The sequence below is a fragment of the Thioclava sp. GXIMD2076 genome (genome assembly GCF_037949795.1).
GTDB classification, from domain to species: Bacteria; Pseudomonadota; Alphaproteobacteria; order Rhodobacterales; family Rhodobacteraceae; genus Thioclava; species Thioclava kandeliae.
In genome coordinates this window covers 668,066-692,653 of sequence record NZ_CP149932.1, presented here as the reverse complement: position 1 = coordinate 692,653, position 24,588 = coordinate 668,066, and the positions used below count along the sequence as shown (strand labels likewise).

Here is a 24,588-nt window from a genome sequence, read left to right as displayed (position 1 = left end):
ATGAGCTCTGGTGATAATCAGGCCCCGATTATTATTAAACGTAAGAAGGTGTCTGGCGGTGGCGGGCATCACGGCGGCGCATGGAAGGTCGCTTATGCGGATTTCGTGACCGCGATGATGGCGTTCTTCCTTCTGATGTGGCTGTTGAACGCGACAACCGAGAAACAGCGCAAAGGGATCGCGGATTATTTCAACCCGACGATTGCCGTAAACCGGATTTCCGGCGGCGGAGATGGTTCCTTCGGTGGCGATTCCGTTTTCTCCGAGGAGACGATTGCCCAGATGGGCACCGGCGCATCGATGAACCTTCCAACCGAGCAGCGTCAGGCCAAAGGCCAGAACGGTTCGGAGGCGAAGGATGAAAGCGATTCTGCCGAATTCGACCAGGTCGCGGCCAAGATCGAGGAAGCGTTGATGGGTGTGGGCGGCGAGTCCATGGTCACCGACCAGTTGGCCAAGCATATCGTGACGAAGGTCACCGATGAGGGGCTCATTGTCGAATTCTTCGATCTTGTCGACGAGCCGCTTTTCGCGCCCGAAACAGGAACACCTGAACCGATTCTCGAAGAGCTGGTCGCCATGGTTTCTCGTGTCTTTACGCTTGTGCCCAACGAGGTAGCAATTAACGGGTTTACCCGTTCCTACCCGGAAATGCTCAGAACAAATCCTGTCTGGGATCTTTCGACAGAGCGGGTGCAGCAGGTGCGGAAGCTTCTGCAGCAGGACGGCTTTGAAACAAAAAGAATCCAACGGGTTACAGGATTCGCAGATCGTAAGCCTGCCAGTGATATTCCGATGTCGATCCGGAATAACCGGCTGGAAATCATCCTTTTGCGTAACTGATCTGGCGCCTCCTCGCTCCGGTGAGGAGGCAATTTCAGTAAGAATTTTATTCGTTAGGGTGATCTTAAGAGGGCTAAGGCAAATCTGCTGGAGATCGAACGACACGTAGCAGCAGAAAGGCGCATAAATGTCGATTTCCTCCTCGCTTAATGCAGGCGTTGCCGGCCTGGCAGCGAACTCTACCAAGCTCTCGGCAATCTCGGACAATATCGCCAACTCGTCGACCTACGGGTACAAGCGCGTGAATACCGAGTTCGAAAGCATGGTCATTTCTTCAACCGCGGGCTCTTATAGCGCCGGGGGTGTGACCGCCACGACCAACCGCCTGATCGATGAACGTGCGAGCCTTGTCAGCACGTCGAACGCACTTGATTTGGCCGTGACTGGCCGCGGCTTCCTTCCGGTGACCACGGCGACGGCTGTCGAGAACGGAACTGAAGACCAGACCTTGATGATGACAACGACCGGCTCGTTCTCGACCGATGAGGACGGTATCCTGCGGACTGAATCCGGCTTGGTTCTGCTTGGCTGGCCCGCAACTGCAGACGGGACTATCCCGAGCTATCCGCGCGATTCGACCGCGGGTCTTGAACCGATCGTCATCAACCCGAACCAGACTGCGGGTGACCCCACGACCGAAATTAATATGGGCGTGAACCTTCCGGCCGTTGATACCGAAGCCGATGCGACGGGCGAAGCCCAGACGCTGTCGGTTGAATATTACGGCAACCTCGGCACTTCCGAGACGCTGGAAGTGACCTTCACACCCACTGTGCCCTCTGCAGGCGCGTCGAACGAGTGGACGATGGAAATCCGCGATTCGGCGATTGATACCAGCACGGATCCTGATGCGAATATCGTGGGAACCTACACGCTGCAATTTGCGGATGACCGGATCAATGGCGGGACGCTGTCTGATGTAACGCGCACGTCGACCGCGGGCACGGATTGGGATGCAACGACCGGTATCATCACGGTCGAAGTCGAGGGGGGGCCGATCGAGATCAACCTCGGCACGCAATATGGCACGAATGGCCTGACGCAGCTGTCCGATACGTTCTCGCCGTCTTCGGTGACCCGCGACGGTTCGCCTGTAGGCAGCCTGACCTCGGTCGAGGTTGACGAAAACGGGTATGTGAATGCGACCTATGACACCGGCTTCATTCGCACGATCTACCAGATCCCGATGGTTGATGTGCCGAATGCCAATGGTTTGACCGCACTCGATAGCCAGACCTTCCAGGTTTCGGGCGAATCGGGCGGCTTCTTCCTGTGGAATGCAGGGGATGGCCCGACCGGCGGCATCGAGGGGTATGCCCGTGAAGGGTCCGCCGTTGATGTGGCCAAAGAACTGACGGACCTGATCCAGACGCAGCGTGCCTATTCGTCCAATGCGAAGGTCATCCAGACCGTGGACGAGATGCTGCAAGAAACCACCAATATCAAACGCTGATCTTGAGATAATTCATCTCTGAGGAGACAGAAGATGTCACTTTCCGCTGCCTTTACCAACGCGCTTTCGGGGCTGACCGTCTCGAGCAAGATGGCCCAAGTCGTCTCGTCCAACGTTGCGAATGCAATGACGGAAGGGTACGGGCGGCGGACTGTCGAAACCTCGGCTGTCTCCTCTGGCGGTGTTGGATATGGTGTGAAAATAGACGGGATTTCCCGTCAGGTGAACGAAAGCCTGCTTCAGGACCGCCGTCTTGCGGATGCTGCGGCTGGTGAAGCAAGCGTAACCGCCGATTTCTATGCGTCAGTCGAGGATATGATTGGTGATCCGACCGACGCCAATTCTCTTTCGGCAAAGATGGCAAGCTTTGAATCTGCGCTGGTCGAGGCTGCGAGCTCGCCCGATAGCACAGGTCGTTTGACGACGGTGGTCAACACCGCAAAGGCCGTCGCCGAGCAGTTGAATTCGATGTCGGATGAAATCAACGACATCCGTCTGAGTGCGGATAAGCAGATCGCTAACCAAGTCGATCTTTTGAATACCACTCTGAACCAAGTCGATGATCTGAACGACGAGATTCTAAAGGCTACGACGAATGGCCGTGATGCGACGGCCTTGATGGACGAGCGTCAGGCTTTGATCGACCAGATTTCAGAAATTGTTCCTCTCGAAATCAAAGAGCGCGATAATGGTCAGGTAGCCATCTATACTTCCAACGGCGCAACTTTGCTTGACGGCAAGGTCTACGAGGTTGGATTTACCGAAACCGGCCGGATGGCCGCGAATTTCTCTTTAGAGGGCGGTACGCTCTCTGGTCTGACTGTGAACGGCAAAGAAATTAACACGACGGAGGATGGGGCACTTGGTGGTGGCACGCTCTCGGCGCTTTTCGCAGTGCGAGACGAATTGGCACCGGCTGCACAGGAACAGCTCGATACCGTGGCAAGAGACCTGATCGAACGTTTGAGCTCTTCCGATGTCGACACGACGATCACAACTGGAAGCGCTGGCTTCTTTACCGATTCTGGCTCGGCCTTCGATACCGCTGACGAGTTGGGAATTGCAGGCAGAATCGAGGTCAACGCTGCAATTGACCCTTCTGAAGGAGGAGAAGTCTGGCGTGTCCGTGACGGTATCTACGCGACGACGGCAGGCGACGTGGGTGATAGTACGATCCTCAATAATATCGCAGATGCCTTGAGTACGACCCGCGCAGCCTCTTCGTCAGCATTTGGTGGCAGTAGCTATTCCGCCTCCGGTCTGATGTCAGAATTGTTGTCGAACTACTCAACGGCCCGTCAAAGCGCTGAATTGACAGAAAGTTACACTACCGCCAAGCAGGAGGCTTTGGTCGAGGAAGAGCTTTCCAACGGGGTCGATACAGATCAGGAGCTGCAATCGCTACTTGTGATCGAGCAATCCTATGCTGCTAACGCAAAAGTAATGCAAACGCTGGATAGTCTAATGCAAGAACTACTGGATCTCTGACATGAGCTATTATTCCGTTGGCGATATGGCGCAGGCCTATTCACTGCGTAAGCACAATACGAGCCTCAAGACTCTGGTGACGACTCTTAGTGAAGAGGCGACCACTGGTCTGAAGTCGGATGTTGGGAAGGCGGTAAGCGGGGACTATACCCAACTTTCTGCTATCTCGCGCAGCTTGGATAACCTTGAATCCTATAGTCTGGCGACGACTGAGATCTCCCTGACAGCAGAGATGATGCAGAACTCCTTGGAAACGATCCAAGACTATGCAATCTCTCTTGGACCGGAGTTGATCTCAATCGGATCCTCGGGAGATCAGACCTCTGTCGAAACGCTCTCGGCGCAGGGCGAAAGCAGCCTTTCGATGATCGTCTCATCTTTGAATTCGTCTGTCGCTGGCCGTTTTGTCTTCAGCGGTGCCGCGATCGACACTCCGGCCGTCGTGAGCGCGGACGAAATGTATGAGCAGGTAATGGCTTACATCGGTGGGGACACCACAAGCGACGGAATCATTGCAGCTGTGAATGCATTCTTTGACGCGCCCGCCGGTGGCGGTGGATATCTCGATCAATCTTATCTTGGTTCTGACAATAGTCAGGGTGCTGTACGTATATCCGAAAATGAAACCGTTCAGTTGGAACTCACCGCAGCCGCATCGGAGATCCGGGAGTCTCTGAAGGGTGCTATGCTGGCACGTATCGCTGCAAACGACGACAATGCTTTGGATCTCTCCACCCGGTCTGCTCTACTTGTTGAGGGGGGGACCGTGCTCACCGCGACTTCAGTGAATATTTCTACGACACGCGGAAAGGTGGGCGCGATTGAGGAAACAATTGCCAATACTGCTACTCGGAACGACGCTGAAGCAAGCAGCCTTGAGATTGCACGCAATAACCTGATTACGGCCGAGCCGTATGAGACATCGACGGCTCTGATTGCAGCTCAGACGCAACTCGAAACGCTCTACGAAATCACATCGCGTCTTTCTCAACTCACGCTGGCGGACTATATCTAATGCGCATCATCTTCGCTTTGTTACTGATTGTCATGCCCGTTGTGTCTTGGGCGTCCCCTATTCGCATTAAGGATTTGGTCGAGTTTGACGGTGTTAGAGGTAATGACATCGTCGGTTACGGTCTGGTCGTCGGTCTCAACGGGACCGGTGACGGCCTACGTAACGCGCCTTTCACTGAAGAAATTATGACGAATGTGCTCGAGAGATTGGGCGTTAACGTTACCGGAGAAACGTCGCGGCCGAAAAACGTCGCTGCTGTTCTGGTAACAGCCGAATTACCTCCGTTCTCCCGTGCTGGAAGTTCGATCGATGTGACTGTCTCTGCTATTGGCGATGCGACCAGTCTTTTGGGGGGGACGCTCATTATGACGCCGCTGAAGGCCGCGGATGGCGAGATCTATGCTGTGGCCCAAGGTGAAATTATTGCGGGTGGTGCAACTGCTCAAGGTGATGCAGCAACGGTTACGCAAGGTGTTCCGACATCTGGTTCTATCCCATCCGGTGCGCATGTTGAACGCGAAATTGCTTTCGAGTTCAATAGTCTAGATCGACTTAGGCTTGCGTTGCGTACGCCCGATTTTACAACCGCCAGCCGAATTGAAAGCGTCATAAATAACGCTTTTGGACGCAATGTCGCAGCGATGCAGGATTCGGGGACCGTTGCACTTGATGTCGGTTTGACAGGCCAGCGCTCTACAGCACATGTGATGAGCCGGATAGAAAATCTCGAGGTAGAGCCGGAACAGCGAGCGCGGGTTGTCGTTGATCAGCGCTCTGGCACAATCGTTATGGGCGAAAACGTTCGCATTTCCCGTGTTGCCGTTAGTCAGGGCAATCTTACTTTGAGAGTGCAAGAGGCTCCTGTAGCCGTTCAGCCGAATCCATTCGCAGAAGGTCAAACTGTCGTAGTTCCAAGAACCGAGGCATCTATCACGGAAGAACCAGGTATTCAGATGGCCGAAGTACCAAGCGGAAATTCACTCTCCGAAGTCGTGGCAGGGCTGAATGCATTGGGAGTTTCACCTCGCGATATGATCGACATTTTAAAGAGCATTAATGCTGCTGGAGCATTGCATGCGGAATTTGTCGTCAACTAGGCTGAGATGGAGAGGAATTGTTATGTCAGGTGAACCGCGCTGGGTTTGCCGGAGGCTGATTTTCGTTAGTCACGCGGCCATGCCTTCAATTTCCAGAGCTGCATAGAGATTGGTCTCCGCCTTCGCGGGCGGAATCTTCCCGATTTGCTCGAGCAGGCGGCGGTTATTAAACCCGTCGCCCCATTCCAGCGTGGCGTATTTGACGGCTTCGAAGCTCAGCAACGGACCACGCCGGGGAATGATCTCATTGACCTGCCCCCTGCTGGTGCCTCATTCATAACGAGAGTCTCCAGATTGGATCTCGGCATATGGCTTCGTCGTCTGGCGCAAGTGCGCCGGGCGTGGAGCCCTCAAATTGCGTAGCACCGGATCCGGTGAACGCTGAACCTCATTTCAGTCATCCTTCGATCCGCACTGACAATCCGGCACCCCCGCCGCTCCGAGAGCGTGAGGCAGGCGCTTAGATGCGCGATCGCCTCGCGCTTCACGACAGGCGTCAGCACTTTATTGAAACCATTTCTTTCATTGCTGCGAGATCGAGCATCTGTTCGGCCAAAAGGTTCTTCGTAAGCGTCGCCTCGACCTCACGTTGCGGATGATGGTCCCGGATGCGAGGTGATTTCCATCTCATGATGGGGAGTGCGTTTCGCAATGTTAGCTACAACTTCGTTTCTCAAATCGCTGAGCGTCGAGATCTGCGCGTCAGGTCACCGCAGTTGGCCCGAAGAAGCAAAGGCCCTAGCCGTTTCGATGACCTTTGAGGTGGGTGCGACGGTGAATGCCGTGGCGGAGCGGTTTGGTATCCTGCCCAATCAGCTCTCGGCGTGGCGCCGAGAGGCCAAGCAATGCAAGCGTGTGCTGCCTGCGGCCAGAGTTGCGGAACCTGTCTTTGCGCCTCTTGTTGTCTGCCACGTCACCGAGGAGGGATCGCATCGAGAGGTAACATCGCAGACGACCCCGATCAGGATTATTCGGGGTGCTGTCGTGATTGAGCTCGCGCATGATATCCCCGCCACTCGGATGGCGCAGATCGTCCATGCGCTGGAGGCGCGTCCATGCTGTTGCCCTCGCAGGGCATAGGGATCTTGAGGGCGACAAAGCCTATCGACTTCCGGAAGGGGCATGACGGTCTCGCGGCGTTGGTCCAGTCGACGCTCACCGAGGATCCCTTCACCGGCACGGTCTTCGTGTTCCGTTCAAAGCGCGCGGACCGAATGAAGATCCTGTTCTGGGACGGCAGGGGCTTGTGATGGCCTACAAGCGGCTAGAGGAAGGCACCTTTACCTAGCCTGCGATCCGCGACGGGGCAATGACGCTGAACCGGGCACAGTTCGAGGCCCTGTTTGCCGGCCTGGATTGGCGTAGTGTGCGATCGCTGGAGATGCGCAGACCAGCTATGGCAGAATGACTCACCCCAGAGAATGCGAGGACATCGGCACCTTGGGCGCGCTATAATCCGCGCGTGTCCAACGCCCCGCGGTTTGGGCGCGGCTGCAGGAGCGGGACGCCCTCAAGGAAGCCAACCGGCGGCTCGAGTATCTCGTGGCTGAGCTGAACCATATCGTGCATGGCAAACGCTCGGAGAAATTGAGCGAGGATGATCGGCAACCGGCCTTCGAAGACTTGGAACTGGCCGTCGCCGCGGTCGAGACCCGCAAGGAGCAGACAGCGCCATCCACCACGCAGCCGCGCCGGACACAGCGGCGCAATCTCGGCTATCTGCCCGCGGATCTGCCGCGCATCGAACGTGTTATTGAACCGAAGAGCCTTGAATGCTCGCCAGTGTCGCGCCATCGGTTCGAGCGACGATGAGGAAGTGTCTAAAAAGCGCTGAGACCGGCCATCGGATGCAATGGCACGAATGACGGCAATGGGCCGTGAGTGTCAGGCAGCGGGAGGCCGGAGGGACCATGCGGTTTGTCCGCTTCAGCAGTTTCGCCACGGAATGTCGCGATCACGGTCAGTTGACCCGCTGCGCACAGATGAAGTCGGCGCGTGTTGTAATGTCGGCGCGCGGCAACTCCGTGATTTGGTATCCGAGCGCGGTGTAGGTCTCCCGTATGACGGCACAGGTCGCTTCAGCTTCGGCGCGAGTCTGCTTGCGTTCGCTGTCTTGCGTGAAGATCTTATCCCAGAACGGCACCAGGAAGGCGCGACGGTTGTAGCGGGCTGACTTGGCTGCTGCGGCGACGTGGGGCGGCACGGGGAGGCCGCAGAGGGTCAGGTAGCCCAAGATATCAGGGATGCCGCGGTCGAAGATCACGGCGCCTGAGAGTGCCTGTGTGGCGCTGTAGGCGCGCAGGTCCTGCTCCAGCATTCGTTCGGCATAGGCAAGGCGATCGGCCCAGGGGAGGGCGTCTCCGCCGCGCTGCAATTCTTCGAAAATGATCGCGCGGCCGGATTCGGGGATTGTATGGAAACCGCGGCGGGCGAGCTCGGTGATGAGGCTGGTCTTGCCCGCACCGGGACCGCCCGTCACGACGAAGAAATGGTCGCTCATGGGCCATCCTGGGGTTTTACAGGAGAAGGGCTGCGCAGCGATCGACACGCCGAAAAGGCGCGGATAAAAGCAGCATGGATTTTCATAGGGAAAACAGCACCCGCCTGCACGGCGGCAGAGGCAAATCCTCTGACGAAAAAGGCAGAACTATCTGGTGCTTTTCAAGTAAATGGGAGTTGTCAGAAAGTTCTGCCTCGGAGGTCCAAGTTTCCCTTTGATTTCAGTGCTTGAAAATCTCGATGCTGAACTGAAGCTGCCTTTTTCGTCAGATAATATTGCCTTTGGCTGCACATGAAAAAGCCGGCGCGGCGGCCGGCTTCTGTGCTTCACAGCTGTATTTTCTGCTCTTACGGCACAATTGAAGGTATTAAGAATGCTGAGGTTACGAGGATATATCCTAAGCTCAGTCGCAAAATGCGATCGTTAGTTAGGAGCGCCAAGGCTTCAAGGACAGCCATCACAATGATGGACGCAGATAAGGCAAGGGCACACGACCCAAGAACGTCTAGAAGGGAAAGGCTCCAAGTTCCTATGGCTAGACCAAAAATTAGCGAGAATGGTCTGCCCCACTTGAGTGGTCCGGTTTGAAAGTTAGTGCATCGTGGGCCTTTGGTCTACGGGCACGATACTTTCGGGTGCTGGTGGGCGATATCCCAAAGAGCTATGCGGGCGCAGCGTGTTGTAATGCTGGCGCCAGCGTTCGATCAGGATCTGGGCTTCTTTAAGCGAATAAAACACCTCCCCATCAAGCAATTCGTCGCGAAGCCTAGCATTGAAGCTCTCCACATACCCATTCTCCCAGGGCGATCCTGGCTCGATATAGGCCGTTTTGGCACCCACCGCATCGATCCAGTTGCGCAGCTTGGTGGCAATGAATTCAGGGCCGTTATCTGACCTGATAAACTCCGGCGGGCCGCGAAGGATGAACAGATCAGTCAGCGCATCGATGACATCGACCGAGTTCAGCTTGCGTTTGACGCGGATCACCAGCACCTGCCCTAGGTGTACTCATCGACGATATTGAGCATGCGGTAGGCTCGCCCGTCCGCGGTCTTGTCTTGGACGAAATCGTAAGGCCAGACGTGGTTCGGCCGCTCGGCCCGCAGTCGGACGCAAGAGCCATCTGCCAGCCAGAGCCGCCCGCGTTTCTTCTGCTTTTGCGGGACTTTAAGCCCCTCGCGTCGCCAAATTCGCTCGACCCGTTTATGGTTCACGCGACCTGCCCGCTTGAACCAACAAGCCAGTGATCTGGCGATAGCCATACCGTCCGTATTGCCTTGCCAGTTCAATGATGTCAGCCGTCAGTAAAGCTTCATCTTGACGACTAACCGGGATCTTGCGCTGGGTTGAGCGGTGCTGCTCCAAGGCCTGACAGGCACAGCGCTCAGAAACGCCAAGTTCCTGCCGGACATGGTCAATGCACTGTCGGCGACGCGAAGGGCTTAGAAGTTTCCCCGAGCCGCCTCCGTCAGGATCAGCTTGTCGAGCGTCAGATCTGATACGGCCCGTCTAAGCCGCGTATTCTCTTTCTCGAGTTCCTTCAGTCGCTTGAGCTGATCGCGGTTCATACCGCCAAACTCACGCCGCCAGCGATAATAGGTCTGTTGGGTCACACCAATCTGACGCACGGCATCCGCCAGCTTCGCGCCTTGACCCTGCAAGACCTCAACCTGACGCAGCTTCATGACGATATCTTCCGGCTTCTCGCGTTTGCCTGCCATCTAAGTAGTCCTCCATCATACGGGATAAACTATCCCTAAAAGTGGACCACTTCAGTGGGGCAAGACCACGACCAAACGCACGACCCCGTCGGGTCGTTAGGAAGATGATCTACTGACAGCCGATATCACCGAACTGGCACACCAATACGGGCGAGATGGCTATCGCCAGATCGTCGGTTTATTGAACCAGGGGGGCAGGTCGCGCCAACCACAAGCGGATCGAGCGGATTTGGCGGCGCGATAGGGGTGAGGAGGATCAGAAAACAGTCCGGGGGACTGTTTTTCCAACGAACGGTCCCACAGAAACAGAAGAAACGGGGCAGGCTCTGGCTGGCGGATGGCTCTGGCTGGCGGCGGCGGGCCGAACGGCCCAACCATGTCTGGTCTTAGGATTTTGTGCAGGACCGGACGGCGGACGGAAGGGCCGATCGCATGCTCAACATCGTTGATGAATACACCTAGGGCAGGTGCTGGTGATCCGCGTTAAACGCAAGCTCAACTCGGTCGACGTCATCGACGCACTGACCGATCTGTTTATCCTCCGAGGCGCCCCGAGTTCATACGGTCCGATCACAGGCCCGAATACATTACCACCAATCTCCGCAACCGGATCGAAGCGGCAGGCGCCCAAACGGCTTACATGAGCCGGGTTCGCCCTGCGAGAACGGCTATGTAGAGAGCTTCAAAGCCAGGCTTCGTGGCGAGTTTCTGGATGGGGAGGTTTTCTATTCACTGAAAGAGGCCCAGATCCTGATCGAACGCTGGCGTAAGCATTCCAACACGATGCGCCCACATAGCTCTTTGGGATGTCGCACATCGGCGTCAGAGAGCATCGTGCCAGTGGGCCAGAGACCCACGATGCACTAACTTTCAAACCGGACCACTCAGGTGGGGCAGACCAAGGTTTTGCGACATAGGTCGGCGCATTTTGCGTCGTTGCCATATATGTCGATCCTGCATCGGCTAAGATGCCGATGATCTGTTCGTCCATGCATCTCATTGGATTCATTGTCCGTCCTTAAGTTGGGCCGGACTCTGATCGTTCATGGAGGAAAAATCTCGTGGCAGGTCACGATGAAGGCGCATTTCTGCTGAACTGGCAGCTTCAAGATGGTAGGTGGCTCGGTATCGCTTCTCTCCACAGCGATGGCTTCGCCGCCTGCGCTGGCCGTTTGAACAAGCGGCGAAGCCATTGGCAACTTCTTGGACGAATGGTGGAAAGTGGCGCGCCTGAGACAAAACCGCTCGCCCTGAGCCTGTGTATATCTAATCGCCGTCTTATCTACGCCATACTTCGCCGTAGGTCCGGAAATCATTCTCGTGGACGGACAATCTCTGGTCCTGCAAGATGCAAGCTCATAGACAGGGCATGCAGGGAGAGGGGCTCGCGCATCATACTGCGCAAACCCCTATTGGCTTAGAAATCGAGGTTCTCGACGTTTAGCGCGTTCTGCTGGATGAAGTCGCGGCGGGGTTCCACCACATCGCCCATCAGCTTGGTGAAGATGTCGTCGGCCTCGGCCACGTCATCCACTTTCACTTGCAGCAATGTACGGGCAGACGGATCGAGCGTTGTTTCCCAAAGCTGCTCGGGGTTCATCTCGCCCAAGCCCTTATAGCGTTGCAGTGCCAGACCTTTTTCGCCTTCCTGCAGGATCGCGTTCAGCAGTTCCAGTGGGCCGTGGATCAGCTGGTGGCGGTCCTTGCGATGCAGACGCGCGGGTTTGCCGTAGATATCCTGTAGTGCCTTGGTATGCGTGCCCAGACGGCGGCTTTCGCCCGCGCGCATGACCTGACCATCCAGCGTCCGTACTTCCTCGACCCCGCGCAGGATACGGGTCAGGCGCAGGCCGTGATCCTGCGTCTGGCGACCCTGCCAGCCACGCTCGTATTCGAGTGCGACAAGATCCAGGCGGGCGGCCACGGCATCGGCGGTGCCTTGCGCATCATTGTCCAGAACGCCCGGAACCATCGCGCCCGCGATGGCGGCCTGCTCCAGAATATGGCGCGGATAATGGGTCGGGAAGGTACCTAGGATCCGCTTGATGACGCGGGCCTCCTCGACCACGCGCTGCAGGTCGTTGCCGACGATCTCCTCGCCCGTGCCGAGTTTCAGGACAGCGCCCTCAACCCCTTGGGCGATCAGGTAATCTTCCAGGGCATTCTGGTCCTTGAGGTAAACCTCGGACTTGCCGCGCGAGACCTTATAGAGCGGCGGCTGCGCGATATAGAGATAGCCACGTTCGATCAGCTCCGGCATCTGGCGGAAGAAGAATGTCAGCAGAAGGGTGCGGATATGGGCGCCGTCCACGTCCGCATCGGTCATGATGATGATCTTGTGGTAGCGTAGCTTGTCGATATTGAACTCGTCGCGACCGATACCGGTGCCGAGCGCGGTGATCAGCGTGCCGATCTGGTCGGAGGACAGCATCCGGTCGAACCGCGCGCGCTCGACATTGAGGATCTTGCCGCGCAGCGGCAGGACGGCCTGATTTTGTCGTGCGCGCCCCTGTTTGGCCGAGCCACCTGCCGAATCCCCCTCGACGAGGAAGACTTCGGAGAAGGCCGGATCCTTTTCCTGACAATCCGCCAGCTTGCCCGGAAGCGAGGCCACATCCATCGCCGTTTTCCGACGGGTCAGCTCGCGGGCCTTGCGCGCGGCCTCGCGGGCCAGCGCCGCCTCGACAATCTTGCCGACGATCTGACGGGCTTCGGCGGGATGCTCCTCGAACCATTCGCCAAGCTTCTCGTTCACGAGGTTTTCCACCGCGGGGCGCACCTCGGAGGAGACCAGCTTGTCTTTGGTCTGGCTGGAGAATTTCGGGTCCGGCACTTTGACCGACAGCACGCAGGTCAGGCCTTCGCGGGCATCGTCGCCGGTAAAGTTGACCTTTTCTTTCTTCGCGATCCCCGAGGATTGCGCGTAATTGTTGATCGTGCGGGTCAGCGCGCCACGGAAGCCCGCCATATGGGTGCCGCCATCGCGCTGGGGGATGTTGTTGGTGAAGGGCAGCACGGTCTCGTGATAGCTGTCATTCCACCACAGTGCCACCTCGACGCCGATCCCGTTGACCTCGCCCAGCATATAGACGGGGCTCTCCATCACGGGCGTCTTGGAACGGTCGAGATATTTGACGAATTCGCGCACGCCACCATCGTAATGCAGCTCGGTCTTCAGCGGCTCCGCGGGGCGTTCATCCTCGATGATGATACGCACGCCCGAGTTCAGGAAGGCCAGCTCGCGCAGGCGCTTTTCCAGCGTCTCGAAACTGTAGTTGAGATTCGAGAAGGTGCCCTCGGGGTCGGTTTCCTTGTTGGACGCAAGGAAGCGGACCTCGGTGCCACGTCCACCGACCTCGTCGCCCACGACATGCACATGCTCGACGCATTCGCCCTTCTCGAAGCGGGCTTTGTAGATCTTGTCGTTGCGCCAGACGGTCAGCTCGAGCCAGTCCGAGAGCGCGTTCACCACTGAAACGCCCACACCGTGCAGACCGCCCGAGACCTTGTAGGCATTGCCATCGGTATCGGTATTGTTGAACTTCCCGCCCGCATGCAGCTGGGTCATGATGACCTCTGCCGCCGAGACGCCTTCCTCGGCATGCATATCGACCGGAATTCCGCGCCCGTTATCGCGCACCGATACCGAGCTATCGGCGTGAATTTTTACATGGACATAGTCGGCATAATTGGCCAGCGCCTCGTCGATGCCGTTATCGACGACCTCATAGACCATGTGATGCAGGCCCGACCCGTCATCCGTATCCCCGATATACATGCCGGGGCGTTTCCGTACAGCTTCCAACCCCTTCAAAACCTTGATGGAATCGGCACCATATTCGGATTTCTTGACGTGTTCTTCGGTCATGCCTGCTCGTCCTTTTTTACGTCCCCGATTTATAGGGGTTTTGGGCCGCCATGTCACGCCTTAGCCACAGAATTCGGGGCTTTCTTGGCGATACGGGCGGCCTGTCAAATAAGGGCGATCAATACCGCTACGGCAAGCATGAGGCTGCCTGCGATGCGGTTCATGCGGGTCATGGCCGCGGGGCTGGAAATCAGTCTGCGAACGCGGCCGACAAAGGCGGCAAGGATCAGGTTTCCGATCATCGGGCAGAGCGCCGAGAGCAGGGCAATCACCGCGATATCGGCCGGGGTGATCGTGTCGAGCGCGAAGAAGCCCGGCACGACGCCCATATAGAACAGGATCGCCTTGGGGTTACCGAGGATTGCCACGACCCCCACAACAAACCCCGCCCAGCGTCCGGGCCGGGTCAGTTTGCTGTTTTGCGAGATCCCCGCCTTGGCATGGCGGATCAGCATCGCGCCCATAAAGGCGAACATCGCCGCAGCCACCCAGCGCAGGACCGTCAGGAAGCCCGCGACATGCTCTACAACCCAGCTCATGCCGACAAGAGCCAGCACGGACCAGAACGCATCGCCAAGCGCCACGCCCACGGCCAGCGGCCACGCTGCGGCAAAGCCGCCGGAGACGGTGCGTGCGAGCATCGCGAGCCAGACCGGTCCGGGGGTCAGGAAGATCACGAGAAGCGCGCCCGAATAGAACAGGGCCTGATGCAGCGTAATCGTCATGGCAGGGCTACTCGGTCGGGGGCAGCGTCAGGCTGCCATCTGCGGCCAGCGGCAAGAACGGATTCATTGCGACCTCCCAGACATGGCCGTCGGGATCGGACCAATAGCCGGAATATCCGCCCCAGAAGACCTTTTCGGGACGTTTGAGCGGCGTGGCACCTGCCGCGAGGGCTGCGGCAAAGGCTGCGTCCACCTCTGGCTCGGTGTCGAAATTCTGCGCCAGTGTCATGGCGCCCGTGCCAAGGGTCGCGCCCGCACGGCCTTGATCCTTGGCCAGATCATCGCGCCCGAAAAGCGCCAGACCCTGTCCGTGCATCTGGTAGAAAGCCACGCCGTCCTGCTGCGCCGCAGGCTCCCAGCCCAGCTGCGCGTAGAAGGCGCAGGAGGCGGCGAGATCGGTCACACCTAGCGTGATCAGGGTGATGCGCTGCACGGGATAGCTCATTCGACTTCCTCCAGAACCGAGGTCGCGGCCTCTTCCGAGACCTGAAGATAATGTCCGCGCGCGCCCAACGCGTCGAACAAAGCGCGTTCCGTGCCCGTCATGAAGACCTGTGCGTCGAGGGCGCAGATCTCGTCATAAAGGGCTGCGCGGCGGTTCGGGTCAAGATGGGCCGAGACCTCGTCGAGCAGGACGATGGCGGGCGCCCCCTCGATCGCGCGCGCATTGGCCAGCACCAAAGACAGCAGAAGCGCCTTCTGCTCTCCGGTCGAGACCTGATCGGCGGGCATCGCCTTGGCACTGTAGATCGCCGTCAGATCGGCCCGATGCGGCCCTTCCAGTGTGCGTCCGGCGGCCATATCGCGACGGCGCGTCTCGGCCCAGAACAGGGCGAGATCTGCGGTGTCATCGCCGGTAACCGACAGATCGGCCGCCGGAAATGCGGTCTGGGCCGCCGTTTGCGCCTGTGCGATCCGCGTAAGAGCGGCAGCGCGTGCGCCACGGATCTCGGTTGCGGCCTCGCTCATCCGCGCCTCCAGCACCTGATACCAATGCGGATCGCCCGCGCCGTCCTTCAAAAGTCTGTTCCGCTCGCGCATGGCCTTTTCGTAAGCCAGACTGGCCTCGGCATGATCGGGGAAGAAGGAAAGAGTGATCCGGTCCAGAAAACGTCGCCGCCCTTCGGGGGCCTCGATCCAGAGCCGGTCCATCGCGGGCACCAGCCACTGAATGCGCACCAGCCGCCCCAAAGCGGTCTGCGGCACAAGTTTTTCATCCACCCGCACCTGACGGGGCTGGGCGGGTGCGGCCTCGGTCTGCACCTCGTGGCCGGACAGTCGGGCGCGGATCTTCCAGCCGACATTTTCAGCACGGCGCATCAGGTCGGGGGCCTGCGCGCGGCGCAACCCCCGACCAGGCGATAAAAGCGAGATCGCCTCGAGGATATTGGTCTTGCCCGCACCATTGGCCCCGAAGATCGCAACAGGGCGCGTATCCGGCGCCAAAACGGCACGGCGATGCGACCGGAACTGATAGAGGCTCAGTTCCGATAGCATCGCGTTACTTCCCGTAAGAGGCTGATCTTAGACACGCATCGGCATGACGACATAGACCGCCGAGGTGTCGCCACCTTCGCGCATCAGGGTCGGGTCGCCCGAGGTGTTGAACATGAAGACCGCATTCTCGCGATCGACCTGATTGGCGATTTCCAGCAGGTATTTGGCGTTGAAGCCGATTTCCAGACGCTCGTCGGCATAGGCCACAACCAGCTCCTCCTCGGCGGCACCAGCATCGGGTGCGTTGACCGAGAGCACCAGCTTGTCGGCGTCCAGCGTCAGCTTGACGGCGCGCGAACGTTCAGACGAGACGGTGGCCACACGGTCCACAGCCTTGGCGAACTCGTTTGCATCTACTTCGAGACGGCGCGTATTGCCCATCGGGATCACGCGTGTGTAATCGGGGAAAGTGCCGTCGATAACCTTGGAGGTCAGGGTGATACGCGGGGTGGCAAACCGGACCTTGGTCTCCGAAACCGAGACCTCGATCAGCGTTTCGTCATCATCCAGAAGCTTGCGCAGCTCGCCCACGGTCTTGCGCGGCACGATCACGCCAGGCATGCCCTCGGCGCCTTGGGGCAGGGGGGCATCGATACGGGCCAGACGGTGACCATCGGTCGCCACGGCGCGCAGCATCTGGCCATCTTCGGCGGTGGCCACATGCAGATAGACGCCGTTCAGGTAGTAGCGGGTCTCCTCGGTCGAGATCGCAAAGCGCGATTTCTCGAAGAGACGTTTCAGCTCGCCCGCCTTGGCCGAGAAATTCGCGGTGTAATCCGAGCTGGCCATCACGGGGAAATCCTCGCGCGGCAAGGTCGCCAGCGTAAAGCTCGAGCGGCCCGCCTCGATCACCAGACGGCCCGAGGCAGGATCATCCATCAGTGTGACGAGCGCCCCGTCGGGCAGCTTGCGCACGATCTCGTGCAGCATCACGGCGGAGACAGTGGTGGCACCGGCCTTCTCGACCTGCGCGGGCGCACGGTCGACCACTTCGATATCGAGATCGGTGGCGCGGAAGGAGATCGTGCTGCCTTCGGCCTCGATCAGCACATTGGCCAGAATCGGGATCGTGTTGCGACGTTCGACAACCGATTGTGCTTGCGCGACGGCTTTCAACAGCTCTGCGCGTTCGATGCTGATCTTCATTTCAATCCCTCACGGCTGTCCGGACCGTGACGTTACCATCTAAGACACCGGACACAAGAATTTTCGCGACAATCTAACGCAAAGGCGGGCAGGTCAAGGGACCAGCCCGCTTTCACACAGATTTCGCTTGGTTTTCCCGGAAATCAGTTTTCCAGAAGGCGGCGCAGCAGATCGATATCCTCGGCCAGCTGGCGGTCATCGCCCTTCAACTCCTCGATCTTGCGGATACCATGCATGATGGTGGTGTGATCGCGGCCACCGAAGCGGCGCCCGATATCGGGAAGCGAGCGGGTGGTGAGCTGTTTGGACAGATACATCGCCACCTGACGCGGACGCGCGATGGTGCGCACGCGCTTGGGGCCGATCATATCCGCAAGACGGACATTGTAATGCTCGGCAACCTTGCGCTGGATCTCCTCGATGGTGACCTTGCGGTCCGAGGTGCGCAAGATATCGGTCAGACATTCCTGTGCCAGATCGAGCGTAATCTCGCGGCCGACCAGCGAGGCGAAGGCGAACAGACGCGTCAGCGCGCCCTCAAGCACACGCACGTTGGTCGAGATACGATGGGCGAGGAATTCCAGCACGCCATCGGCAATCATCAGGCCCGGATATTGCATCCGGTAATTTTCGGTCTTGGTCTGCAGGATGCCAAGGCGCAGCTCGTAATCGGTGGGATGGAGATCCACCACCAGCCCGCATTGCAGGCGCGATTTGATCCGTTCTTCCAGTTCCTTGATCTCGCCCGGCGCACGGTCGGCGGAGATCACGATCTGTTTGCCCTGATCGACGAGCGCGTTGAACGTGTGGAAGAACTCTTCCTGCGTCGAATCCTTGCCCGCGATGAACTGCACGTCATCGACCATAAGCACGTCGACCGAGCGGAACATCTCCTTGAAATCCATGATCTGGCGTTCGCGCAGAGCCTGCACGAAACGATACATGAATTGCTCGGCCGAGAGGTAGAGCACGCGCAGATCGGGGCGCTTGGTTTGCAGCTCGTGGGCGATGGCATGCATCAGGTGGGTCTTACCCAGGCCCACGCCACCATAGAGGAAGAGCGGGTTGAAGGTCACCGGACCGCCTTCTGCCACACGGCGCGCGGCGGCATGGGCCAGCTCGTTCGGCTTGCCGACCACGAAAGTGTCGAAGGTAAAACGCTGGTCCAGCGGCGCGCCGGGCAGATCGTCATCCTGCGTCTGGGCAAGACGTGGTTTGATCTGGGCAATGCGTGGCGTGCTCGTGGGGGCAGGGGCCTGCTGGACGGGATTGGCGGAATTGGCCGGACGGATCATCGGTGCCGAAGACACGCGAAGATCGATACGCTCAACGATAATCCCAAATTTGCGCAGCTCGTTCTGGATCGCCTCGGAGAAGTTCCGCTGCACCCAGTCGCGCATGAATTTTGTAGGGGCCTCGAAGGCGGCAATGCCGTCATCGACCTCAATGACCTTCAGCGGGGCAATCCACGTCAGGAAGTTGTTTTTTCCCACGCTCTTTTGCAGCTCATCGCACACACGCCCCCAAGTATCGTCGGTCATCATTCTTGCCCATTCTTATCACACCTCGCGACCAACGATTCTCGGAAAATACGATCCACCACGCCAAACAGATTTTGGCGCGTGGTGCATTTTCTGCACTTAGGACAAGGTTACCCGACCCGCTCACGCGGGTTTCGACAGAATCGAAATGTGGGAGGTGGCAGCCCTCCAGCATCGGAATCGCATCCCCCAGGCCAATTGGTCCGGTTGTTATCCTTGTCGTGGCAGACGTTATTGTCCGGTCCAGCTAGGGTAAGATGCGTCAGTCCCCCGAGGCGACGTTGATCGCTCAGTGAAACTACTCCGGCTCGCTGACGAGTCGCAACAGAACTTCACGCTTGACTCCGGATTGCGTGAATCGAATCTGCCACAGTTTCGTCATGTTGCATTTCGGACATATCATCTTATTGAAAACATTGCGAAAAATGAAAAAGGCGCCATAAATGGCGCCTTTTTATCTTGCTTTTGCAAGGGAATCGCTTAGGCGTTCAGAGCCTTCACGCGAGCCGCCAGACGCGACACTTTGCGCGATGCGGTGTTCTTGTGAATCACGCCTTTGGTCACGCCACGCATCAGTTCCGGCTGCGCCACTTTCAGAGCTTCCTGAGCTGCTGCGTAGTCGCCCGAGGTGATGGCTTCTTCGACTTTGCGGAGGAAGGTACGGATGCGCGAACGACGTGCTTTGTTGATGTCGTTACGACGCTCGTTCTGACGTGCGCGCTTTTTGGACTGGAGCGTATTTGCCATGTGTGTGTTTCCACTTTCGGGTTTGGTACAATATGCGACTGCATGCAAAACCCGGGCACACCAGTGAACCGGTTGATTCTAGCCTAAGCGGGCTCCACACGCATTTGAAGGGGGCCTATACGGCAATTTTGCCAAGTTGGGAAGCCCCAAATGAGAACCGGGCCCCGAGGCCCGGCATTTCGCGTAAGTGACCGCGCTTATTTATCGCGGAATTGCGGCTCGCGCTTCTCGAGGAAGGCGGCCATGCCCTCTTTCTGGTCCTCGGTGGCAAACAGCGCGTGGAACATGCGTTTTTCAAACAGCAGCCCCTCGCGCAGGGTGGTCTCGTAGGAGCGGTTCACCGCCTCCTTCACCACCATGGCCGAAAGCTGCGATTTCTCGGCGATCTTCGAGGCGGCAGCCATGGCTTCGGACACCAGTTTGGCAGTCGGCACCACGCGGGAGACAAGGCCCGAACGCTCGGCTTCCTCGGCATCCATGAACCGGCCCGTCAGATGCATGTCCATTGCCTTCGACTTGCCCACGAAACGGGTCAGGCGCTGGGTGCCGCCGATTCCCGCGCAGATGCCGAGATTGATCTCGGGCTGGCCGAATTTCGCATTATCGGCGCAGATGATGAAGTCGCACATCATCGCCAGTTCGCAGCCGCCGCCAAGCGCATAGCCCGACACGGCTGCAATCACCGGCTTGCGGGTGCGCAGGAAATTCTCGGTGGCATCGCCGAAGAAATCGGCCTTGAACATGCCGACAAAGCCCTTCTCGGACATTTCCTTGATGTCGGCGCCGGCGGCAAAGGCCTTCTCGGAGCCGGTGATGACAATGGCACGCACCTTGTCATTGGCGTCGAGATTCGCCAGCGCGTCCCCCATCTCGGTCAGCAGAACGGAGTTCAGCGCGTTCAGTGCTTCCGGACGGTTGAGCCGGACTAGGGCGACATTATCTTCGATCTCGACGATCAGCGTCTGGTAGGCCATTTGGCAGTGCCTTTCCTTTTCATCAGACCGGAGTCCTAACAAAACCGGCCCATATATCAAGTCAACTCTCGCGCCCGTGTTCCTCTTAGCGCTGGCAATGCGCGCAATAAAAGCTGGATCGCCCCGATTGCACGATCCTGAGCACCGGTTGCCCGCAGCTTTGGCAGGGCGCGCCCTCGCGACCGTAAACTTTGAAGCGGTGCTGGAAATATCCCAGCTCCCCATCGGCCTGCCGGTGGTCGCGGAGCGAAGATCCACCCGCCTCGATAGCCTCCTCCAGAACCTCGCGGATGATTGCGACAAGAGGCCGCAGACGCTTCTCGGCAATCTGGCGGCCCTGACGGCGCGGGTCGATGCCCGCGCGGAACAGCACCTCGCAGACATAGATATTGCCAAGCCCCGCCACGATCGCCTGATCCAGAAGCAGCGTCTTGATAGGGCTCGCGCGACTGCGCAGTCTGGCGGTCAGATACTCCTCGTTCAGCTGGTTGCTGAACGGTTCAGGGCCGAGCTTCTCGAGGAGCCAGTAACTGTCCTCGGCGCCAGTGGGGAACAGATCCATCGCCCCGAAGCGACGCGCATCATTGAAGGTGACACGCCCGCCGCCCTCCATATGGAAGACGATGTGGTCATGTTTCTGCGGCGTCGGGTGGTCGATGACGAACTCTCCCAGTGCCACACCGGAGACCAGCATCCGCCCCGACATGCCCAGATGGATCAGGAGGGTCTCCCCGCGATCCAGGTCGGCAAGGATATATTTCGAGCGTCTGCGCAGGCGCAATATGCGTGCGCCGGTCAGGCGGGCGGCCATGTTATCCGGCAGGGGCCAGCGCAGATCGGGGCGGTTGACCTCGGCGCGTTCGATCACGCGGCCCTCCATCGCGGGTAAAAGGCCCCGCCTGACGGTTTCGACCTCGGGAAGTTCGGGCATTGTGATCGTCCTCGTGCATTGTCACTTCTGAAACGGCCCCTATAAGAAGGGGGTAGACCAGACGAACCTCAAGGGGCCACGGGACAGATGACCGCAGATCAGAGCAAGACGACGCATTTCGGCTTTCAGACCGTGGACGAGAGCCAGAAGGCCGGCATGGTGCATGGCGTGTTCTCGCGCGTGGCTTCGAAATACGACATCATGAACGACCTGATGAGCATGGGCATCCATCGCGTCTGGAAAGACGCGATGATGGATTGGCTTGCGCCGCGCCGTGGCCAGAAGCTTCTGGATGTGGCGGGGGGGACCGGCGATGTGGCCTTCCGCTTCCTCGGTCGTGCGCCCGAAGCCACGGCGACCGTCTGCGATATGACCGAATCGATGCTGATCGAGGGCCAGAAGCGCGCCGAGGCCGAGGATATGGCCGAGCGTCTGGACTGGATCGTGGGCGATGCGATGGCGCTGCCGTTCGAGGATAACTCCTTTGATGTCTATACGATTTCCTTCGGTATCCGGAACGTGACGCGCGTGCAGGACGCGCTGGACGAAGCCTATCGTGTGCTGAAACCCGGCGGGCGTCTGATGGTTCTGGAATTCAGCCAGATCCCGAATGATCTGATGCAGAAAGCCTATGATCTCTATTCCTTCAATATCATTCCGGTGATGGGCCAGATCGTGGCCAATGATCGTGACAGCTACCAGTATCTGGTCGAATCAATCCGCAAATTCCCCGATCAGGAGACGTTCCTGTCGATGATTCGCAAGGCGGGCTTCGAGCAGGCGAGCTATCGCAACCTGACCATGGGTATCGCGGCGCTGCATTCTGGCTGGAAGATCTGAGATGCGCGGGCCGATCAATATCTGGCGCCTGATCCGCACTGGCGCCACCTTCATCCGCTCGCGCGCGATGCATCAGGTGCTGGAGGCCATGGACGCGCCGCCGCGCCTGCGGGCGGCCGCCTATGCGGTATCGGCCCCTTTCGCGTGGCTTGGCTACAAGGGCGACCCGAACTTGCCGCCGGTGACACGGGCGATCACAGCGCTTGGTCCGGCCTATATCAAATTCGGGCAGATTCTATCGACGCGCGCAGATGTGGTCGGGCCAGAACTGGCCACGCAGTTGCGCGTGTTGCAAGACCGCCTGCCACCGTTCTCGACCGATCTGGCAAAGAAGACGATCGAGGAAGAATTCGAGCGTCCGATCTCCGAGATGTTCACAGAGTTTTCCGAGCCTGTGGCTGCGGCCTCTATCGCACAGGTCCATCAGGCCGTGCTGGCGCGCACTGGCGAGAAGGTTGCCGTGAAGGTGCTGCGTCCGGGGATCGAACGCGCCTTCCGCCGTGATCTCGATGCGTTCCATTTTGTGGCGAAATTCATCGAGCGGTTCTCGCCTTCGTCGCGAAGGTTGCGTCCGACCGATGTGGTGAAACACTTCGAGCGCACTGTCATGGGGGAGTTGGATCTGCGCATGGAAGCGGCGCGCGCGTCGCAATTTGCCGCGAATACGGCAGATGATGCGGGGTTTGCGGTGCCAAAGCCTGCCTGGGACATGTCGAGCCGCCGCGTGATGGTGCTGGACTGGGCCGAGGGCGTGCCGATGGGCGATCCCGAGGCGATCAGGGCTGCAGGCCATGATCTGGTCGCACTGTCCGAGCGTATCTTGCAGCTCTTTCTCAGCCATGCGCTGCGCGACGGATATTTCCATGGGGATATGCATCAGGGCAACCTGAAGGTCGCCGCCAATGGTGATATTCTTGCCTATGATTTCGGGATCATGGGGCAGATCGATGAATATACCCGTCGTGTCTATGCCGAGATCCTCATCGGGTTCATCCAGCGCGATTACCGCCGTGTGGCCGAGGTGCATTTCGAGGCGGGCTATGTGCCCGCGGATCGGGACGTGAACGAATTCGCGCTGGCCCTTCGCGCGGTGGGCGAACCGATCTTTGGCATGGATGCAAGCCATATTTCGATGGCACGCCTTCTGGCCTATCTCTTTGAAGTCACGGAGCGTTTCGGAATGCCAACGCGCACCGAACTGATCTTGCTGCAGCGATCGATGGTTGTGGCCGAGGGGGTCGCACGGTCTCTGAACCCGTCGCTGAATATGTGGCAGGCCGCCAAGCCCGCCGTCGAAACCTATATCCGTGAGAATCTCGGGCCGAAAGCGGCGCTGCATGACCTGCGCAAGGTGGTGAAAGTCATGGCGCGTTACAGCCCGCAATTCCCCGATATGTTGAAGAATTCCATCGAGCGGCGCGCGCATCCGGAGGCGCCAACCCCTGCGGACAAACCGCTTCATCCCGCCATTTGGGCGGGGATCATCGCAGCTGTCTTTGTCGCGGGGCTGGCGGCCGGTCTGCTGGCCTGATCAGCTTGAGGGGCTACGCAGTCCGGTGATATCGTCGCTCGAGACGGTAGAGCCCGACATCATGACGAGTTCTGTGCCACTATCGGTGACGCGCGCTTCGATGATACGGCCATAGGCTGGTGCGGTCTCGGTAGAGATAAGGTCACTGCCGCTATAGCTTTTGAGTGTGAAGGTGTAGTTGCCATAAACGGCGGTTTCACCATCCGAATTGGTGCCGTCCCACTCGACGAAATCCTCGTCCACATCTACGGCACCGCTGTAAACGGTGTTCCCCGACTCGTTCTGAACCGTAAGAACAGCCGAATCCGCTTGGCTATCGGCTTCGGTTTCAACGACGATCGAGCTACCAAAGAAATACACAGGCTCTTCGGTTTTTCCGTCCATACCGACCCAGCTTGCCAGCTCCGAGATGCCCATCTGGCTGATCGAAGATGCGATGCTTTCCAGAAGCGAGTTGGTCTCTACCTGCTGTTCGACCCCCGAGAAGGTCGCGAGTTGCACGGCATAATCCGTACTATCCATCGGATTGAGCGGGTCCTGATTCTGCATCTGGACGGTCAGCATCTCGAGGAAGGTCTGGTAATCCGAGGTTGCGAAGGTTTGTGCATCCGCCGTCGAGCTGGAGCTCGTCGCGGATGCCGTGGTTGAGGCGCTTGTTACAGTGGTCATGG

At 58.6% G+C, this 24,588-nt stretch carries 21 protein-coding genes and 5 pseudogenes; 11 read left to right on the top strand and 15 right to left on the bottom strand.

The window, feature by feature from the left end:
• From WDB91_RS03415 to WDB91_RS03395, 5 genes are all read left to right on the top strand, one after another.
• Positions 1-843 carry a flagellar motor protein MotB gene (locus WDB91_RS03415; protein ID WP_339113761.1) on the top strand — a complete coding sequence of 281 codons (843 nt, stop codon included), beginning with the start codon at positions 1-3 and terminating at the stop codon, positions 841-843.
• Positions 844-970: 127 nt separating this feature from the next.
• The gene (locus WDB91_RS03410) at positions 971-2,296 is read left to right on the top strand and encodes a flagellar hook-basal body complex protein (RefSeq protein WP_339113760.1); all 1,326 of its coding nucleotides are present in this window, start codon (positions 971-973) and stop codon (positions 2,294-2,296) included.
• Between the two features lie 33 nt (positions 2,297-2,329).
• On the top strand, positions 2,330-3,784 hold the full coding sequence (flgK, locus tag WDB91_RS03405; protein ID WP_339113759.1) for a flagellar hook-associated protein FlgK: 1,455 nt from the start codon (positions 2,330-2,332) through the stop codon (positions 3,782-3,784).
• 1 nt (position 3,785) lies between these two features.
• A complete protein-coding gene (locus tag WDB91_RS03400; RefSeq protein WP_339113758.1) occupies positions 3,786-4,799 on the top strand; it encodes a hypothetical protein in 1,014 nt (337 codons plus the stop codon).
• Positions 4,799-5,896, top strand: coding sequence for a flagellar basal body P-ring protein FlgI (locus tag WDB91_RS03395; RefSeq protein ID WP_339113757.1), 1,098 nt, complete (start codon positions 4,799-4,801; stop codon positions 5,894-5,896). Before WDB91_RS03400 ends, WDB91_RS03395 begins: the two co-directional genes overlap by 1 nt.
• A gap of 69 nt (positions 5,897-5,965) precedes the next feature.
• On the opposite strand, the pseudogene WDB91_RS03390 reads toward WDB91_RS03395, so the two are convergent.
• Positions 5,966-6,142: pseudogene (locus tag WDB91_RS03390) on the bottom strand (IS3 family transposase); the annotation flags it as partial.
• 111 nt (positions 6,143-6,253) lie between these two features.
• A pseudogene (locus WDB91_RS03385) lies at positions 6,254-6,461 on the bottom strand (IS3 family transposase); the annotation flags it as partial.
• Positions 6,462-6,649: 188 nt separating this feature from the next.
• Between WDB91_RS03385 and WDB91_RS03380 the strand changes: the two are divergent.
• From WDB91_RS03380 to WDB91_RS03370, 3 genes and pseudogenes are all read left to right on the top strand, one after another.
• Positions 6,650-6,742: pseudogene (locus WDB91_RS03380) on the top strand (transposase); the annotation flags it as partial.
• A 209-nt stretch (positions 6,743-6,951) separates the two neighbouring features.
• A complete protein-coding gene (gene tnpB / locus WDB91_RS03375; RefSeq protein ID WP_339113756.1) occupies positions 6,952-7,146 on the top strand; it encodes an IS66 family insertion sequence element accessory protein TnpB in 195 nt (64 codons plus the stop codon).
• Positions 7,147-7,438: 292 nt separating this feature from the next.
• Positions 7,439-7,708, top strand: coding sequence for a transposase (locus WDB91_RS03370; protein WP_339113755.1), 270 nt, complete (start codon positions 7,439-7,441; stop codon positions 7,706-7,708).
• 148 nt (positions 7,709-7,856) lie between these two features.
• On the opposite strand, the gene WDB91_RS03365 is transcribed toward WDB91_RS03370, so the two are convergent.
• Both WDB91_RS03365 and WDB91_RS03360 read right to left on the bottom strand, forming a co-directional pair.
• On the bottom strand, positions 7,857-8,396 hold the full coding sequence (locus WDB91_RS03365) for an AAA family ATPase (protein ID WP_339113754.1): 540 nt from the start codon (positions 8,394-8,396) through the stop codon (positions 7,857-7,859).
• Positions 8,397-8,987: 591 nt separating this feature from the next.
• A pseudogene (locus WDB91_RS03360) lies at positions 8,988-10,117 on the bottom strand (IS3 family transposase).
• Positions 10,118-10,184: 67 nt separating this feature from the next.
• On the opposite strand from WDB91_RS03360, the pseudogene WDB91_RS03355 reads away from it, so the two are divergent.
• Positions 10,185-10,984, top strand: a pseudogene (locus WDB91_RS03355) (integrase core domain-containing protein); the annotation flags it as partial.
• A gap of 176 nt (positions 10,985-11,160) precedes the next feature.
• Here WDB91_RS03355 and WDB91_RS03350 read toward each other — a convergent pair.
• The 10 genes from WDB91_RS03350 to mutM form a co-directional block, all read right to left on the bottom strand.
• Positions 11,161-11,310 carry a hypothetical protein gene (locus WDB91_RS03350; protein ID WP_339113753.1) on the bottom strand — a complete coding sequence of 50 codons (150 nt, stop codon included), beginning with the start codon at positions 11,308-11,310 and terminating at the stop codon, positions 11,161-11,163.
• A 224-nt stretch (positions 11,311-11,534) separates the two neighbouring features.
• Positions 11,535-13,985: a DNA topoisomerase (ATP-hydrolyzing) subunit B gene (gene gyrB / locus WDB91_RS03345; protein WP_339113752.1), complete on the bottom strand. Its 2,451-nt coding sequence runs from the start codon at positions 13,983-13,985 to the stop codon at positions 11,535-11,537.
• 104 nt (positions 13,986-14,089) lie between these two features.
• Positions 14,090-14,710: a LysE family translocator gene (locus WDB91_RS03340; protein WP_339113751.1), complete on the bottom strand. Its 621-nt coding sequence runs from the start codon at positions 14,708-14,710 to the stop codon at positions 14,090-14,092.
• A 7-nt stretch (positions 14,711-14,717) separates the two neighbouring features.
• Entirely contained in the window at positions 14,718-15,155 is a 438-nt protein-coding gene (locus tag WDB91_RS03335; protein WP_339113750.1) for a VOC family protein, read from the bottom strand.
• Positions 15,152-16,207, bottom strand: a complete 1,056-nt coding sequence (recF, locus tag WDB91_RS03330) for a DNA replication/repair protein RecF (RefSeq protein ID WP_339113749.1) — start codon at positions 16,205-16,207, stop codon at positions 15,152-15,154. The genes WDB91_RS03335 and recF overlap by 4 nt, the downstream gene beginning before the upstream one ends.
• A gap of 27 nt (positions 16,208-16,234) precedes the next feature.
• Positions 16,235-17,353 (bottom strand): DNA polymerase III subunit beta, encoded by a 1,119-nt coding sequence (dnaN, locus tag WDB91_RS03325; protein WP_339113748.1) that lies wholly within the window; start codon positions 17,351-17,353, stop codon positions 16,235-16,237.
• Positions 17,354-17,496: 143 nt separating this feature from the next.
• The gene (gene dnaA / locus WDB91_RS03320) at positions 17,497-18,894 is read right to left on the bottom strand and encodes a chromosomal replication initiator protein DnaA (protein WP_339114439.1); all 1,398 of its coding nucleotides are present in this window, start codon (positions 18,892-18,894) and stop codon (positions 17,497-17,499) included.
• 480 nt (positions 18,895-19,374) lie between these two features.
• A complete protein-coding gene (rpsT, locus tag WDB91_RS03315; RefSeq protein WP_339113747.1) occupies positions 19,375-19,641 on the bottom strand; it encodes a 30S ribosomal protein S20 in 267 nt (88 codons plus the stop codon).
• Between the two features lie 197 nt (positions 19,642-19,838).
• Positions 19,839-20,615, bottom strand: a complete 777-nt coding sequence (locus WDB91_RS03310) for an enoyl-CoA hydratase (protein WP_339113746.1) — start codon at positions 20,613-20,615, stop codon at positions 19,839-19,841.
• 85 nt (positions 20,616-20,700) lie between these two features.
• Positions 20,701-21,546: a bifunctional DNA-formamidopyrimidine glycosylase/DNA-(apurinic or apyrimidinic site) lyase gene (gene mutM, locus WDB91_RS03305; protein ID WP_339113745.1), complete on the bottom strand. Its 846-nt coding sequence runs from the start codon at positions 21,544-21,546 to the stop codon at positions 20,701-20,703.
• Between the two features lie 87 nt (positions 21,547-21,633).
• Here mutM and ubiE point away from each other — a divergent pair, with 87 nt between their 5' ends.
• Entirely contained in the window at positions 21,634-22,386 is a 753-nt protein-coding gene (gene ubiE / locus WDB91_RS03300) for a bifunctional demethylmenaquinone methyltransferase/2-methoxy-6-polyprenyl-1,4-benzoquinol methylase UbiE (protein WP_339113744.1), read from the top strand.
• A gap of 1 nt (position 22,387) precedes the next feature.
• Entirely contained in the window at positions 22,388-23,917 is a 1,530-nt protein-coding gene (gene ubiB / locus WDB91_RS03295) for a 2-polyprenylphenol 6-hydroxylase (protein ID WP_339113743.1), read from the top strand.
• Here the strand turns inward: ubiB and WDB91_RS03290 are convergent, their stop codons facing one another.
• Positions 23,918-24,586, bottom strand: a complete 669-nt coding sequence (locus tag WDB91_RS03290; protein WP_339113742.1) for a flagellar hook capping FlgD N-terminal domain-containing protein — start codon at positions 24,584-24,586, stop codon at positions 23,918-23,920. It abuts the gene before it with no gap.
• Between the last annotated feature and the right edge of the window lie 2 nt (positions 24,587-24,588).

Coding starts and splice junctions, on each gene's coding strand:
- WDB91_RS03415 (WP_339113761.1), top strand. CDS start 1: ATGAGCTCTGGTGATAATCAGGCCCCGATTATTATTAAACGTAAGAAG.
- WDB91_RS03410 (WP_339113760.1), top strand. CDS start 971: ATGTCGATTTCCTCCTCGCTTAATGCAGGCGTTGCCGGCCTGGCAGCG.
- flgK (WP_339113759.1), top strand. CDS start 2,330: ATGTCACTTTCCGCTGCCTTTACCAACGCGCTTTCGGGGCTGACCGTC.
- WDB91_RS03400 (WP_339113758.1), top strand. CDS start 3,786: ATGAGCTATTATTCCGTTGGCGATATGGCGCAGGCCTATTCACTGCGT.
- WDB91_RS03395 (WP_339113757.1), top strand. CDS start 4,799: ATGCGCATCATCTTCGCTTTGTTACTGATTGTCATGCCCGTTGTGTCT.
- tnpB (WP_339113756.1), top strand. CDS start 6,952: ATGCTGTTGCCCTCGCAGGGCATAGGGATCTTGAGGGCGACAAAGCCT.
- WDB91_RS03365 (WP_339113754.1), bottom strand. CDS start 8,396: ATGAGCGACCATTTCTTCGTCGTGACGGGCGGTCCCGGTGCGGGCAAG.
- WDB91_RS03350 (WP_339113753.1), bottom strand. CDS start 11,310: ATGGCTTCGCCGCTTGTTCAAACGGCCAGCGCAGGCGGCGAAGCCATC.
- gyrB (WP_339113752.1), bottom strand. CDS start 13,985: ATGACCGAAGAACACGTCAAGAAATCCGAATATGGTGCCGATTCCATC.
- WDB91_RS03340 (WP_339113751.1), bottom strand. CDS start 14,710: ATGACGATTACGCTGCATCAGGCCCTGTTCTATTCGGGCGCGCTTCTC.
- WDB91_RS03335 (WP_339113750.1), bottom strand. CDS start 15,155: ATGAGCTATCCCGTGCAGCGCATCACCCTGATCACGCTAGGTGTGACC.
- recF (WP_339113749.1), bottom strand. CDS start 16,207: ATGCTATCGGAACTGAGCCTCTATCAGTTCCGGTCGCATCGCCGTGCC.
- dnaN (WP_339113748.1), bottom strand. CDS start 17,353: ATGAAGATCAGCATCGAACGCGCAGAGCTGTTGAAAGCCGTCGCGCAA.
- dnaA (WP_339114439.1), bottom strand. CDS start 18,894: ATGACCGACGATACTTGGGGGCGTGTGTGCGATGAGCTGCAAAAGAGC.
- rpsT (WP_339113747.1), bottom strand. CDS start 19,641: ATGGCAAATACGCTCCAGTCCAAAAAGCGCGCACGTCAGAACGAGCGT.
- WDB91_RS03310 (WP_339113746.1), bottom strand. CDS start 20,615: ATGGCCTACCAGACGCTGATCGTCGAGATCGAAGATAATGTCGCCCTA.
- mutM (WP_339113745.1), bottom strand. CDS start 21,546: ATGCCCGAACTTCCCGAGGTCGAAACCGTCAGGCGGGGCCTTTTACCC.
- ubiE (WP_339113744.1), top strand. CDS start 21,634: ATGACCGCAGATCAGAGCAAGACGACGCATTTCGGCTTTCAGACCGTG.
- ubiB (WP_339113743.1), top strand. CDS start 22,388: ATGCGCGGGCCGATCAATATCTGGCGCCTGATCCGCACTGGCGCCACC.
- WDB91_RS03290 (WP_339113742.1), bottom strand. CDS start 24,586: ATGACCACTGTAACAAGCGCCTCAACCACGGCATCCGCGACGAGCTCC.